Consider the following 14,720-nt stretch of genomic DNA (forward strand, 5'->3'; position numbering starts at 1 on the left):
GATCGCTTTGATTCTTTCTTCGACCGACCCTGGCAATCCACGGAAACGCGGCAAACTCGCTTGGTCTTTATCGGCCGCTCCCTCGATAGTCAGAGAATCGAGCAGGCCTTAACTAGGGTTTGCTGAAACTGAAAAAGCTCCGGCAATCGATCGCCCGGATAGATGGTCGGGGATTTGGGTTAGGGTAGTAAAAGATACAGATTACCCACCCTTCCAGACCAACAATTATGACGAACACCAGTAACCCGCTGCTTGCCGGTCAAGGATTACCGGCTTTTGACCAAATCCAACCCGGCCTAATTGTCCCTGGCATGACGCAACTTTTGCAGGAACTGGCCAGAGAATTAACCGATTTAGAAGCGCAGATTGCCCCCACCTGGGAAAAATTAGTCGAACCCCTCACCCGGATCGAAGAACGTTTAAGCTGGAGTTGGGGGATTATCGGTCATCTGATGGGGGTAAAAAATAGCCCGGAATTGCGTCAAGCTTACGAAACCGTACAACCACAGGTAGTCGAGTTTATTAGCCGTTTAAGCCAAAGTAAACCCATTTATGAGGCATTCTCGTCCCTGCGTCAAGGGGAAAGCTGGGGGCAATTAGACGAGGCACAACAGCGCATTGTCGAAGCTTCTCTGCGGGATGCCCAATTGGCCGGGGTGGGATTGGTAGGGGAGAAAAAAGACAGATTTAACGCGATTCAACTGGAATTAGCGGAAATCACCACGAAATTTTCTAATAACCTCCTCGATGCCACCAAAGCTTTTCAACTAAAACTAACAACCCCAGAAGATATCGCCGGTTTACCCCCTAGTCTCCTCAGTTTAGCCGCCCAAACCGCCCGGGGCCAAGGGGAAACTAACGCCAGCACCGAAACTGGTCCCTGGGTGATTACCCTCGATTTTCCCAGTTATTTCCCCTTTATGAAGTACAGCGATAATCGGGAATTGCGCGAAAAACTCTATAAAGCCTACGTTAGTCGGGCTGATCTGGGAGAATTGGATAATAATCCCTTAATTGATCGCATTTTGCAACTTCGTCAGGAACAGGCCCATCTTTTAGGTTATAGTACCTACGCCGAGGTCAGTCTTGCCAGGAAAATGGCCAATTCTGTGGATGAAATCGAGAAATTGCTTGACAATTTGCGCCAAGTCAGCTATGAAGCGGCAAAACAGGATTTAGAGGCCTTAAAAACTTTTGCGGGAACCGACGATCTCAAGCATTGGGATATAGCCTATTGGTCAGAAAAACAGCGTCAGGCCAAGTTTAACTTTAGTGCCGAGGAATTACGCCCCTATTTCCCCCTACCACGGGTTTTAGAAGGCATATTTAGCCTCGCTAAACGGATTTTTGGGGTAGAAATTATCGCTGCCGACGGTCAGTCCCCTATCTGGCATCCCGATGTGCGTTATTTCCAGATTAATGACGAAAAGGGCGAAAAAATTGCCTATTTCTACCTCGATGCCTACAGTCGTCCCGCCGAAAAACGCGGCGGCGCTTGGATGGATGTCTGTATCGGTCGGGCCAAAACCGGCACCGAGGTGCGTTTACCTGTGGCTTATTTAATCTGCAATCAAACGCCTCCAGTGGACGGAAACCCCAGTTTAATGACCTTTGAGGAGGTAAATACCCTATTTCACGAATTTGGCCACGGTTTACAGCATATGTTAACCACTGTGGACTATTCCGGCGCGGCGGGTATTAATAACGTTGAGTGGGATGCGGTGGAATTGCCCAGTCAATTTATGGAAAATTGGTGTTATGATCGCCCTACTTTAATGAGTATGGCCAAACACTACGAAACGGGTGAAACTCTCCCCGAACATTACTATCAAAAACTGCTCCTAGCTAAGAATTATATGAGCGGTTCGGCTATGCTGCGTCAGCTACATTTGTCTTTAGTAGATTTGGAATTACACCATCGTTATCAACCCAATGGCGGCGAAACTCCTAAACAAGTCAGACAGCGTTTAGCGGCAACGACGACGATAATTCCTCCTCTACCAGAAGATGCTTTCTTGTGTTCTTTTGGACATATTTTCGCTGGCGGTTATGCGGCGGGTTACTATAGTTATAAATGGGCGGAAGTTCTCAGCGCCGATGCTTTTGCCGCTTTCGAGGAAGTGGGATTAGATAACGAAGAAGCAGTGAAAGCGATCGGCCGCCGTTTTCGCGATACTGTCTTAGCTATCGGGGGAAGTTCTCATCCTATGAATGTTTTTAAAGCTTTCCGCGGTCGTGAACCTAGTACCGAGCCTCTCCTCCGTCATAGCGGCTTATAAAAGTAGGGTGTGTTAGCGTAGCGTAACGCACCAAAAACTTTTCTTTGTGGTGCGTTACGGCGATATTTAGCTCTTGATTTTTTCCCTGAAAACAAGGGATTGCCTAACGCACCCTACTTAACTGCTGAAACCTTTCTTTGTGGTGCGTTACGGCGATATTTAGCTCTTGATTTTTTCCCTGAAAACAAGGGATTGCCTAACGCACCCTACTTAACTGCTGAAACCTTTCTTTGTGGTGCGTTACGGTAATATTTAGCTCTTGATTTTTTCCCTAAAAACAAGGGATTTCCTAACGCACCCTACTTTCATAAATAGGCTCTCAAACTTGCTGTAAAAATAGAAATGATAAGTTACAATACTATTGTTCTATACATCACCAATCTAGCCTTTGATAAAATTTATGGAATCATCTACTCTACCGATTCATAATCCAGCCGAACGTTTATTAATTATCCTACAAAGATGTTCTCCAGACGAAACTAACGAATCAGTTCAAGCAGTTTTAGCAAGAGCAATGGAAGTGAAAAATGACACTGATTCTGTTCAGAAAGGGTTGATTCAATTAGTACAGCTTATTTATCACATAGAAGATCAACTACAATATTTTCCTTCAAGAAAACAGTCTTCCTATAAAGAACTTATGGAACAAATTAAGGATGAATTAATTAGTGTATTTTCAAGACTTGAAATGTCTTGGTCAAATTCTTTCTTACAGCCATTAAACTCTCCTGACTGGTACGCTCTACATTGGCTTCCTTCTTGTGTAGAAGATTTTGAGGAAATATATTTAAGCAAAGAGGATTTGAACAGGTTAAGGGAAGAAATCTTCGGTTTAATTCAAATGATTGAAGATAGCAAAATTACGCAAGAGTTTAAACAATTTCTGCTGATTAAATTAAATGAAGTCCTAGAAGCTCTTAACAAATTTTACATCGTTGGCTATAATGGTCTTCGCAAGGAAATTTTGGCTACCCTCACCGAGGTGGGAATTAATGAAGTCGAAGGTGAAGATAAGGAAACCAAGAACAATATATCCCAAAAGTTATGGAAATTTTTAACAAAAATAGTTCCAGAAAAAGCACAAAAGATTAATCCGTTAATTAGTCTCCCTGTCAATGTTTATAAGCTGGCAGAAATGATCACCAATAATAATACTTTGCCTCCAGGTAATTAACAAAAAAGGGTTGCTATCATATTTAAATCTTAGATTTTGGTGTGTTACACTTCGCTAACACAACCTACTGTATATTTTTATTAAGAATTATCTGTCCCTTGTAACATTAAATCTTAATTCTTAACAAATTACCCTAGATTCTCAGAGAAAAACCGATTATAATAAAGGGAAATGAACAGAACTGCTCGATCAGTAGATAACTGATTAATTAAAGTTTTATTACTTTTGATGGCCTGGTATTAAGATAAGTAAATTTATTCTTGATCGCCCCCTGAAAGTGAGAAGAAATAGTTTTAATAAACAAAGAGTTTTCAACTTGGCAAAAATCCTCTGGGGGCAATACACATGGAAGTTCTAACCGAGACAATTAACCCAACTTCGATCGAACGGGAACCGATCCATCTCTATAACCGAATTCAACCGCACGGGGTGCTTTTAGTTCTCAGCGAACCGGAGCTAAAAGTCAGCCAAACTAGCAGTAATAGCCGCAGTTTATTGGGTATTTCTCCGGGGGAAATTATCGGTAAAACCCTAGAGGAAATCTTCGATCCCTTTCAGATCGATCCTCTAAAATCAGCCATAGAAAATAACGATTTTGATGCTATCAATCCCTCCAAAATTTGGGCGCGGGTTAAAGGGGATGATTTTGCTGTCTTTGATGCTATTTTTCACCGCAACGCCGAACAAATGCTGATTTTAGAGTTAGAACCAGCTATTTCCTATGAAAACATTCCTTTCCTGAGATTCTATCACCTAGCCAAAACTTCGATCGATAAACTTGAAGCCACCCGTAGCCTGAAAGATTTCTGTAATATCATCGTTAAAGAAGTGCGAAAAATGACAGGATTCGATCGAGTTATGTTATACAAATTCGACGAAGAAGATAACGGTGATGTGATAGCAGAAGACAAAATAGAGCAACTAGAACCCTATCTAGGTTTACGTTATCCCGCTTCCGATATCCCTCTCCCGGCACGAAATTTATTAAGCGCTAATTGGATTCGACAGATTCCCGATGCTACCTCTGAACCCGTCGATCTAGTGCCTGTTCTTCACCCCGAAACTCAACAACCCTTAAATTTAACCCTGTCCAGTCTTAGAAGTGCTTCTCCCTGTCATTTAGAATATCTGCATAACATGGGAGTGGGAGCATCTCTAACTATTTCTCTGATTGAAAATAAACGTCTCTGGGGCATTATTGCCTGTCATCATCGCACCCCTAAATATGTACCCTACGAACTCCGTAAAGCTTGTGAGTTCTTAGGAAGAGTAATTTTCTCGGAAATATCGGCACGGGAAGAAACCGAGGATTATGACTATCGAGTAAAATTAAGCTTTGTGCAATCGCAATTAATCGATTATATGGCGGAAGCTAATAACTTTATTGATGGATTAATTGCCCATAAACCGAATCTGCTCGATCTAACTAAAGCCACAGGAGCCGCTATTTGTTTAGGCGGCAATTATACCTTAATTGGAGTAACACCCAGCGAAGAAGAACTAAATTATCTGATTACTTGGCTAGAAAAAAACGTCCATGAAGATGTTTACTATACTAATTCCTTACCGCGAATTTATACCGATGCGGGTAAGTTTAAAGATATTGCCAGTGGTTTACTAGCAATTCCCATTTCTAAACGTAATTATCTCCTCTGGTTTCGTCCAGAAGTAATTCAAACCGTGAACTGGGGTGGTGATCCGGGTAAAGCGATCGAAACGACTGCCATAGATGGTGATATTCGTCTCTGTCCGCGTAAATCTTTCTCCCTCTGGAAAGAAACCGTTCGCCTCAAATCTTTACCCTGGAAAGCAGTAGAAATTAACGCCGCACTAGAATTACGAAAAGCGATCGTCAATATCATCTTAAAACAAGCCGATGAATTGGCACGTTTAGCGCGGGATTTGGAACTATCGAACGCCGAATTAAAAAAATTCGCCTACGTCGCTTCCCACGATTTACAGGAACCCCTCAATCAAGTCGCCAACTATGTGCAGTTGCTAGAAATGCGCTACACCGAAGAACTGGACGAAGATGCTAAAGAATTTATTACTTTTGCCGTCGAAGGTGTCAGCTTGATGCAAACATTAATAGATGATGTGCTGGCTTACTCGAAAGTGGATATGCAGGCGGCAGAGTTTAATACCATCGATGCTAATCTGGCACTGGAAAAAGCTCTCGCTAACCTGAAAGGGAGAATTCAGGAAAGTCAAGCTATAATCACCGTTGATCCTTTGCCAATTGTCATGGCAGATAAAACCCAGTTAATGCAATTGTTCCAAAATCTCATCGGTAATGCCATTAAATTCCGAGGAAAAGCGACTCCCACTATTCATATTTCCGCGCAACGTCAAGAGGAGGAATGGCTGTTCTCTGTCACCGATAATGGAATTGGTATCGATCCCCGATTTTCCGAACGCATTTTCGTGATTTTCCAACGACTGCACACCCGCGACGAGTACCCCGGCACAGGTATGGGTTTGGCGATTTGTAAGAAAATTATCGAGTGTCATCGCGGACGAATTTGGGTAGAATCCCAATTAGGCAAAGGAGCGGTTTTCTATTTTACAATTCCCCTAGGAGGTAACGAGCGTGAGCGCTGGCGAGGACGTGCCACACAAAATTATCTTATTAGTGGAGGACAGCAAAGCTGATATTCGCCTCATCCAAGAGGCATTAAAAACTAGCACCGTCCCGCACGAATTAGTTATCGTTAGGGATGGTGTCAACGCCATGGATTATCTGCGTCGAGAAGGGGAGTATCTCGATTCTCCCCGTCCTAATCTGATTCTTCTCGATCTGAATTTACCAAGAAAAGACGGACGGGAGGTATTAGCGGAAATAAAAAACGATCCCAGTTTAAAAAGAATTCCTGTGGTGGTTTTAACCACTTCTCGCAACGAGGAGGATATTTTTTATAGCTATGAACTGCACGTTAATTGTTATATAACCAAGTCACGCAATCTCAACGATTTGTTCAAAATTGTCAAAAATATCGAGGCTTTTTGGTTAGAAACCGCTACTTTACCCAGTGAGTGAATCATGATCAGTTATCAGTTATCAGTTATCAGTTATCAGGAGTCAGGAGTCAGGAGATAGGAGATAGGAGATAGGAGATAGGAGTCAGGGATCAGTGATCAGGAGATAGGATTCAGGAGTCAGGAGTCAGGAGATTATTTCTATTTATTCTCCCCACACCCCACACCCCACTTCATAATTCATAATTCATAATTCATAATTCCCCCTCCCCACACCCTACACCCTACACCCCCCTCCCCACACCCCACACCCCACTTCCTAACCTCCCAAATCTCTTTAACTCTTGATTAAAAAATGGGACTCTCGCAGGATATAAAAGTTCTTTTAATCGAGGATAATTTAGCCGAAGCTCGATTATTAAAGGAAATTCTTAAGGGTAATGAAAAAAAAGAATTTCATCTGGTTAATGTCTCAAGATTATCCGAGGCTATTTCTTTGTTACAACAAACAGATTTTGATGTAATTTTATTAGATCTAACTTTACCAGATAGTCAGGGTTTGGAATCCTTAGCTCCCCTTTTAATTACGGCTCCGAAATTGCCGATCGTGGTTTTAACTAATACTAATGATGATAATTTGGCTTTAGCAGCACTACGTCAGGGAGCGCAGGATTATTTAATTAAAAGAGAAGTAAGTTTAGAAATTTTAACTCGATCTCTATGTTATGCGATCGAGCGAAAACAGATGGAGGAAGCTTTACGAGAATCGAACGAAGCTTTAAAAATGAGCGTGATTGAACGCACTAATCAACTGGAAAAAGCTCAGGAATTAAATCAGTTAAAAACTGAATTTGTTTCCATGTTATCCCACGATTTTCGCAATCCTTTAAATAAAATTTTACTCTCGGCTGGATTATTAGAAGAAAGTCGCGATCGGTTGACAAAAGATCAGCAAGTTAGCTATTTTCGCATGATTCGATCGGCCATTAAAGACATGGATCAATTGCTCACAGAAGTGTTATTAATTGGCCGGGCCGATTCCGGGAGATTATACTGTCAATTTGATCCAGTTGATTTGCTTGATTATTGTCAAAAATTAGTAGAATCTTTTATTGTTAAGCCGGAGCCGCAATTAGCAATTATTTTCCAAGTTGAGGGCAGCTTAGAAAGAGGACTTTGGGATATAAATTTAATTAAACATATCTTGACAAATTTACTGGGAAATGCTCTCAAATATTCACCCCAAGGGAACCAGGTAGAATTTAAGATTATTGTCGAATCCGAGCAGGTAGTCTTTAAAATTATCGATCGAGGGATTGGTATTCCCAGCCAAGATCAAGAACATTTATTTAAACCTTTTTATCGCGGTAGCAATGTCGATAATATTCAAGGAACGGGATTAGGATTAGCCATTGTCGGACGCTGTGTGGAAGCGCACAAAGGACAAATTCACTTGGAAAGTGAGGAAGGAAAAGGCACAAAGATCACGGTGATTCTACCGATTATTACCGACATTGAACACCTAAATTGAGATGAACGATAGGGTGGCACCACAATTTTTTTTTCTGCTGCCCCTCTGCCCTAGGGTTGATTCATAGTAGGGTTGATTCATGAATCAACCCTACCTCTCCCCTCTCCCTGCTCCCCTTCCATAGGATTGAGGATCACCCTGAGCGTTCATCCGATCGAGTGATTTTGCGGAAAAGTGTTAAAAAAGATTGCTGTTTGTAAAGACAACTGTTACCGTGGGTTCAAGAGTGCGCTTTGAAGGAGGAAAAATCCCATGCACCCTAACCTATCCATCTATCCCCCGATTGCTTCGCTACTTATGTAGGGCATAGATGCACAAATCAAAGATTTCAGAAGCAAAACCAATAAATTCCCGTACTGTTGCTTAAAACAGGAGTTTGATCATGAAATTACAGGGAAAAACAGCCCTAGTCACGGGGGCATCCCGGGGTATCGGACGTGCGATCGCCTTAGAATTAGCCCGACAAGGTTTAAGCAGAATTGTGATTGTTGCCAGAGATCAAGAGCGATTAGAAAAACTAGCCAAAGAAATTGAGTCCCTAGGAGTCATTGCCACACCTTTAGCCCTAGATTTAACCGAAAATGACCTTGTTAGTCCTTCAATTATCCGAGTTTGGCAAGAATGCCGTGGCATTGATATCCTTGTTAACTGTGCCGGTATTGCCCATCAAACCCCCTTTCTACGCTCGCAATTTTCGCAAGTGCAAGCAGAAATATCTTTAAATCTGATGGCCATGTACACAGTTACTCGCTTAATTGCCCGCCGGATGGCAATTCGGGGACAGGGAACCATCGTCAATGTTTCCAGCATGATGGGTAAAATTGCCGCTCCTAGCTTCTCTACCTACTCGGCCACCAAATTTGCCATTTTGGGTTTTAGTCAAGCTCTCAGGTCGGAATTACGGGAACACAACATCAAAGTTGTCACCCTCTTACCCTCTTTAACCGATACGGATATGGTGCGAGAATTGCAGTTATTTCGATGGTTAAAGCCGATGAGCGCCGAAGAAGTCGCCCAAACCCTAATTACCGGGTTAAATAGGGAAAAAACGGAAATTGTCGTCGGTTGGCAAAGTCATCTAGCTCTTTGGTGCCAAAAATTTGCCCCGAAACTGCTCGAGAAAATTGTCGATTTAGCCTCTCCCTTGCGCCAAGGCAAAGGAAAGCGAGGATGGCGAGAAGTGTTTAACTAGGGTTTGATTAAATCTATCAGGGTGAGCATGGCTCACCCTAATCACCTTCACCAACAGGCAATTAAACGGCTGTCAGGGTTTTTTCTAGAAGTTGTCGGGGAGCTTGAACCGAACCACGACAGTGGATTTCCGCAGAATTATTGGGACTTTCAATTAGTTTAACTTTATCTAATTCGGCTCCTAATTGGCGGATCCGTTCCTCCAATAGTTGAGCGATGTGTAAGGCAATATTTTCGGCAGTGGGAACCACTTCGGCAAAGTAGGGAATATCCTTATTTAAAAAAGCATGATCGAAGGGTTCTACTACCAATTCATCGATCGCTTTTTGTAAATCCCCTAGATCAACGATCATACCGGTGCGGGGATCGATTTCTCCCGCCACGGATACTTCTAGGTGATAATTATGGCCATGACCGTTTACCCTGGCGCATTTGCCGTAGATTTCCGAGTTTTGTTCGAGGGTTAATTGCGGTAAAGCCAAACGATGAGCGGCACTAAAATGGGTTTTGACGGTTAAAGTTGCTTCCATATCTTTTCCTTGATATTCTGCCCACAATTCGGGGTGTTCAAATAGTTGAATTTTGACCAATGGTAAATAGGGTGCTAATCTTTGCCAGATAACTCTAGCGATATTTTCTGTGGTGGGTAGGGTTTGCTGAAATTCCGGCCAGACTTGATTGAGATAGGAGTAGTCTAATTGACTGGTTATCTCTCGTTTAATTACCTGTTTAACGGTGGAGAGATTCTCCACCATGCCATAAAGATTGAGTTCTTTGTATAGGGAGACGTATAATTCGTAATTGTGACCATGACCGGGAAAACGGCTACCAAGACCAAAAAGTCTTTGATTTTCGGCTTCGTCCCATTCTGGCAAATAATAGCGATGGCTGGCTGAAAACCGCGCTCGACGATTGATGATGCAATCCATAAATGTGGGCGATCAATGACTTTGTAAAGTTACGTTAAGAGTAACCCCTTCTAGCATAAACCAGTTTTGTCTCCTCTGGCTTGCGGACCGGGGAAAGTTATCCCTCAATTCCAGCAGGGTGCGATCGCTGTGAGCTTCTAGTCAGAAAATTGGCGTTGCTGAATCAAGGTATTAAGTAGGTAGGCACAATTATTTGTAGGATGGGTTAGCGGTAGCGTAACCCATGCGGGCGTTGGGTTTCATGCTTCAACCCAACCTACGTTCATTTTATATTTAATTCCACCCACCTACTTAATGCCAACCGTGCATCGTATCCAAAAGTTAGTTTGGGTCTAGGTTTTAAAAATCCCACAAAAGAAGATTCAAGTCTCAAATCAGCAAGGCCGAAAATCCCTTGACTATCAAACTCCCGATCAAGTATTCTACAAACATACTTCAGACTTCCTTGCACTTCAGCTCTGAATCGGCACTTTGTCAATGGGTAAGTCCTATAATTTATGGTCGAGCAAATACCTCCTATTTATTTTCATCTTCCCGCTTCCCATCGACCCGACCCTTTGCCCGATCACGCCGATCAATTACGAACGGGTCGAGGTTCATTGGCTTGGATTTTACAAACTTATTTGCGATTACGCGAATCGAACTTTCCCTGTGAATTAGTAGATACTATCCCTAAAGAAGGCATTGTAATTGGTCATCGAGAATCGTTAGCTTATGATTTTCAACCCTATCCCAAGTTATTACTGGCTTGTGTTAAAGGGGATCAAAATCCTCAACCCTACGCTCAAATTCATATTGTCCAGAATCGACAGGAATTAACTGCTTCTCAACTTTATATACAATCAATAGCCGAAGATCGCTATCTTTTACCAGGTAAGCGATACTTTTTACCCCATTGGACTCAACCAGGCTTATTTCCTCGCGATCCCCAACGGGGCGATCAGTTTGAAAATGTAGTTTATTTTGGCCTTACCTCCAATTTAGCTCCCCCCTTACGCAAACCCGAATGGCAACGGCAGGTAGATAATTTAGGTTTAAACTGGTGCATTCAAACTAATGATCAGTTTTGGCATGATTATCGTCAAGTAGATGCAATCGTCGCTGTTCGTCGTTTCGACTCTAAGGAAACTTATCCTTGGAAACCCGCCACTAAGCTGTATAATGCCTGGTTAGCAGGTGTTCCTGCTATTTTGGGAAATGAATCCGCTTTTCAAGCAGAGTACAAAAGTGAGCTAGATTTCTTTACTGCTAATAATGAGAATGATGTTATTTATTATCTCAAACAATTGCGGGACAACAATTTTTTAAGGCGGCAAATAAAATCTCATTATCAAGAAAGGTCGAAAACCGTGACTGTTAGCCATCTTCTTCAATGTTGGCATCAGTTTATCTTGAATGAATGTGTTCCCGCCTATAATCAATGGTGTTCCCTTTCTCTCTGGCAACAAGAACAGTTCTTTTTGCGTCGTCGTCTCCTGTTGAAATTGAATCAACTGCAAATGAAAACCCTGAAAATCATCACTGCTCAATAGCCAATGGTTCTCGGTGATTGGGGACAGTAATCTTTGAAGTCCTCTTTTTACCCAGTTTTTGGGGTAGTATTCACTTATCTCTCTTAGATGGCGAGTAGTTGAGTAGTTACTGAGATTGACTTGACACTTTTTCTATAGGTTTTTTTCTGATCGGTTTCAATTATAGATATTTTATCTTGAACGAAAATTACCCTTCCTGTACTAAATCAAGATAACCCAAAGATTCGCCAGTATGCGCATCTAATATTTCTTCGTCATCGATAGGATAAACCATCATTCTTTGACCTTTTCGAATTCCACTAATTTCACCTCTATTCATTACTAATTTATAGTCGTCAATAACTTTGACAACTTTGGCAGGGAAGGTTCCTTTGGGTGATAAAAGGGGAGTTTCTGTGACGTTTTCGGCTCTTCTAGGTTCTGTGTGAGCATGGTATAATAGTAACACAGAACAGGAGGTGGGTTATCTGGATAAATTTTGATCAACCCCTCGATTTACCAAATGTAACAGGGGTCAATTATCAAAAAATTGAGCAGACAATTTTCCTAAAGCTCGCTCTTTTAAATGAAACAATTGAATGTCCGAATTTCCATGAAACCTTGGACAGAATCAATCAGACAGAGTATAATCTAGTCAGAGATTTATCAATATTAGGCAGTCGGGTATATTTAGAAGTACCACGCCGCCAGTTTCATTGTCAAAATTGCCAAAAGTATATTAGCGAAAGATTGAGTTTGATGAGATTAAGACAGCATCATACAATCCGCTATGAATCGATGATTTATGAGAGAGTAAAAAATTCTAGTATCGAAGAAATGAGTCGAGAAGAAGGGTTGGCATGGGAAGAAGTTGAATTAATATTTAATCACTTTGCTAAAGAACTAGAAAAGGAAGAGTGGGAAGCACCAGAACGAATAAGCTTAGATGAATTTAGTAACTTAAAAGGACATAAAGATTTCATAACAACGATCGTAGAACTGAACAATAAAATTTTACTAGATGTGATTAAAGGACATAAGCAAGAAGAATTAATGGAAGCCTTAAAAGCACAGCCTCCAGGCGGTTCGAGAGAAGGTGAAAGAAGTGAGCGTCGATATGTGGTCAGGATTTACAGCAGTGATCAAGGAATTATTTCCCAATGCTAAAATCATCTATGCCGTTTTCATGTAATGGATATCATCAATGACGAGCTTAATAAATTGAGAAAGTTAATGGGGGTGCATGAAAAAGGATTACCTCATTTATTATGGAAGAATAAAGAGGACTTAAAGGACGAGCAAAAACAACAACTAGAAGTTATCTTGAAAGAACATCCATGCTTGGGAATAGCGGACGAAATGAAAGAAGAAATTAGACAAATTTATCAAGGTTGTAGAACGTTCAAAGGTGCTGAGAGAAAATTGGAAAAATGGATAAGAATAGGCGGAATATTATATCAAAGTAGTGCCAGTATGATCCAGAAGCATTTGTCGGGTATCTGTAATTACTTTGAAAATCATACAACCAACGGATTAATTGAGGGAATGAATACCAAAATAAAGCTTATTAAAAGAATAAGTTATGGATTTACCAATTTTGAACATCTTCGACTTAAGCTGTTTGCTTGCTTTAATTCATAACAAAAATTAACACAAGAAAACCAGAAGATCCCCCTGCTCCCTAGCTTACCTCATCAGCGATTAAGGGTAGCAAAAAAAAGAATTAGATTCGCAGAATGAATCATACTAAATCTGGTTATTAAAAACTGATTATTTATTCACCCTTTTCCATTTTGCCTCTTGCCTTTTACTTCTCCTCATAAGTAGCCTATACTCAACGGATTTGGTATCATTAAGCCTTAGCGGAGAGTTTTTGGGTCTTCGAGAATCTCTGGATAGTAAAGAGCGAGCATTCTTTGCCAGTGACGGACAGGATCACAACCCCCGGTGACAGAGACAAGACGACCAAAAACGGAATTGTTCAACCCAGTTTCACAGAGACGAAATTTCGCCTCTGTTAGCCAGACTGATAGCCGATTGAATCGCTAATAATTTTCTCGAGGATTTGTGGTCGGAGAATTTTCTTGGTAGGAAAGGCTGCTACCAAACTCGAATTCCTGTCCGTAGGCTTCCTCTCCGTGTTGAGGAACATCTAACCCTTCTGCTTCCGTATTCGGTTTAACTCGCAGATCCATAAATAAACCGAGAACTTTCAGGATGACAAAAGTACCGACGGCAGCAAAGATATAAGTAGCAGCAACGCCAACAAATTGCGTCCACAGCAACCCCGGATTCCCAAAAAATAAACCATCATTTCCGGCTGAATTAACCGCTTTTGTGGCAAAAAGCCCCGTAAGCAGCGCCCCTATTGTCCCGCCGACACCATGGACGGGATAGGTATCCAAAGAATCATCAAAGCGCAATTTTGCCCGCAGACTAACCGCAAAAAAACAGGTAAGGGCAGTGATCGAACCGATGAGAATCGCACCGATCGGCAGCACATAACCGGCAGCCGGAGTTATACCGACTAATCCCCCTAAAAATCCACTAGCAATACCGATCGCTGTCGGTTTACCGCGTAAAATCCATTCTATAAACATCCATGTCAAACCCCCGGCCGAAGCGGCGATCGTGGTATTAACAAAAGCTGTCGTGGCTAGGGAACTAGAGGAAAGCGCGCTACCACCATTAAAACCAAACCAACCGAACCAGAGTAAACCGATACCCAGAAGAACAAACGGCACATTATGGGGTGCATAGGCTTGGACACCAAAACTACGCCGCGGACCGATCATCCAGGCGGCCACCAGTGCGGAAATCCCAGAACTAATGTGAACAACGGTTCCACCGGCGAAATCCAGCGCCCCGGTGGCAGCCAACCAACCCTTACCCCAAACCCAGTGAGCTAGGGGAGAATAGATCAAGGTGGACCAAAGCAGTAAAAACCAAAAATAGGCTTTAAAGTTGACCCGTTCTACGATCGCCCCCGAAATTAAAGCCGGGGTGATGATGGCGAACATCATCTGATAGACCATAAACACTTGATGGGGAACGGTGGGTGCATAACCGATATTGTCAGGTGCGGCGGCGGTGACTCCGTTGAGAAAAATCCAATCCAGACCACCGATA

The 14,720-nt window shown here is 42.1% G+C and carries 11 protein-coding genes and 2 pseudogenes; 9 read left to right on the plus strand and 4 right to left on the minus strand.

Annotated features, from left to right (window positions below):
• The 7 genes from PX484_RS04855 to PX484_RS04885 form a co-directional block, all read left to right on the plus strand.
• On the plus strand, positions 1-126 hold a 126-nt coding region (locus PX484_RS04855; RefSeq protein ID WP_288103045.1), incomplete at its 5' end, for a GTP-binding protein.
• Positions 127-227: 101 nt separating this feature from the next.
• On the plus strand, positions 228-2,279 hold the full coding sequence (locus PX484_RS04860) for a M3 family metallopeptidase (RefSeq protein ID WP_288103036.1): 2,052 nt from the start codon (positions 228-230) through the stop codon (positions 2,277-2,279).
• 400 nt (positions 2,280-2,679) lie between these two features.
• The gene (locus PX484_RS04865; protein ID WP_002801717.1) at positions 2,680-3,453 is read left to right on the plus strand and encodes a hypothetical protein; all 774 of its coding nucleotides are present in this window, start codon (positions 2,680-2,682) and stop codon (positions 3,451-3,453) included.
• A 345-nt stretch (positions 3,454-3,798) separates the two neighbouring features.
• Positions 3,799-6,105 carry a sensor histidine kinase gene (locus tag PX484_RS04870; protein ID WP_288103039.1) on the plus strand — a complete coding sequence of 769 codons (2,307 nt, stop codon included), beginning with the start codon at positions 3,799-3,801 and terminating at the stop codon, positions 6,103-6,105.
• Positions 6,044-6,490, plus strand: coding sequence for a response regulator (locus PX484_RS04875; protein WP_002801723.1), 447 nt, complete (start codon positions 6,044-6,046; stop codon positions 6,488-6,490). The genes PX484_RS04870 and PX484_RS04875 overlap by 62 nt, the downstream gene beginning before the upstream one ends.
• A gap of 294 nt (positions 6,491-6,784) precedes the next feature.
• Positions 6,785-7,960, plus strand: a complete 1,176-nt coding sequence (locus PX484_RS04880) for a hybrid sensor histidine kinase/response regulator (RefSeq protein ID WP_288103041.1) — start codon at positions 6,785-6,787, stop codon at positions 7,958-7,960.
• A 382-nt stretch (positions 7,961-8,342) separates the two neighbouring features.
• Positions 8,343-9,152 carry an SDR family NAD(P)-dependent oxidoreductase gene (locus tag PX484_RS04885; RefSeq protein ID WP_287765790.1) on the plus strand — a complete coding sequence of 270 codons (810 nt, stop codon included), beginning with the start codon at positions 8,343-8,345 and terminating at the stop codon, positions 9,150-9,152.
• Between the two features lie 61 nt (positions 9,153-9,213).
• On the opposite strand, the gene PX484_RS04890 is transcribed toward PX484_RS04885, so the two are convergent.
• Positions 9,214-10,080, minus strand: a complete 867-nt coding sequence (locus tag PX484_RS04890) for a 6-pyruvoyl trahydropterin synthase family protein (RefSeq protein WP_002801730.1) — start codon at positions 10,078-10,080, stop codon at positions 9,214-9,216.
• Between the two features lie 497 nt (positions 10,081-10,577).
• Between PX484_RS04890 and PX484_RS04895 the strand changes: the two genes are divergently transcribed.
• A complete protein-coding gene (locus tag PX484_RS04895) occupies positions 10,578-11,612 on the plus strand; it encodes a hypothetical protein (protein WP_002801733.1) in 1,035 nt (344 codons plus the stop codon).
• Positions 11,613-11,758: 146 nt separating this feature from the next.
• Here PX484_RS04895 and PX484_RS04900 read toward each other — a convergent pair.
• Positions 11,759-12,060: pseudogene (locus tag PX484_RS04900) on the minus strand (hypothetical protein); the annotation flags it as partial.
• A gap of 17 nt (positions 12,061-12,077) precedes the next feature.
• On the opposite strand from PX484_RS04900, the pseudogene PX484_RS04905 reads away from it, so the two are divergent.
• Positions 12,078-13,232 (plus strand): annotated as a pseudogene (locus PX484_RS04905) (ISL3 family transposase).
• A gap of 218 nt (positions 13,233-13,450) precedes the next feature.
• Here the strand turns inward: PX484_RS04905 and PX484_RS04910 are convergent.
• Positions 13,451-13,576: a hypothetical protein gene (locus PX484_RS04910; RefSeq protein WP_287667160.1), complete on the minus strand. Its 126-nt coding sequence runs from the start codon at positions 13,574-13,576 to the stop codon at positions 13,451-13,453.
• 60 nt (positions 13,577-13,636) lie between these two features.
• On the minus strand, positions 13,637-14,720 hold a 1,084-nt coding region (locus PX484_RS04915), incomplete at its 5' end, for an ammonium transporter (protein ID WP_288103043.1).

The organism is Microcystis sp. M49636_WE2 (assembly GCF_030065375.1).
Classification (GTDB): domain Bacteria; phylum Cyanobacteriota; class Cyanobacteriia; order Cyanobacteriales; family Microcystaceae; genus Microcystis; species Microcystis aeruginosa_C.

Bases quoted from the DNA above. Each gene is read 5' to 3' on its own strand.
- PX484_RS04860 (WP_288103036.1), top strand. From the start codon at position 228: ATGACGAACACCAGTAACCCGCTGCTTGCCGGTCAAGGATTACCGGCT.
- PX484_RS04865 (WP_002801717.1), top strand. From the start codon at position 2,680: ATGGAATCATCTACTCTACCGATTCATAATCCAGCCGAACGTTTATTA.
- PX484_RS04870 (WP_288103039.1), top strand. From the start codon at position 3,799: ATGGAAGTTCTAACCGAGACAATTAACCCAACTTCGATCGAACGGGAA.
- PX484_RS04880 (WP_288103041.1), top strand. From the start codon at position 6,785: ATGGGACTCTCGCAGGATATAAAAGTTCTTTTAATCGAGGATAATTTA.
- PX484_RS04885 (WP_287765790.1), top strand. From the start codon at position 8,343: ATGAAATTACAGGGAAAAACAGCCCTAGTCACGGGGGCATCCCGGGGT.
- PX484_RS04890 (WP_002801730.1), bottom strand. From the start codon at position 10,080: ATGGATTGCATCATCAATCGTCGAGCGCGGTTTTCAGCCAGCCATCGC.
- PX484_RS04895 (WP_002801733.1), top strand. From the start codon at position 10,578: ATGGTCGAGCAAATACCTCCTATTTATTTTCATCTTCCCGCTTCCCAT.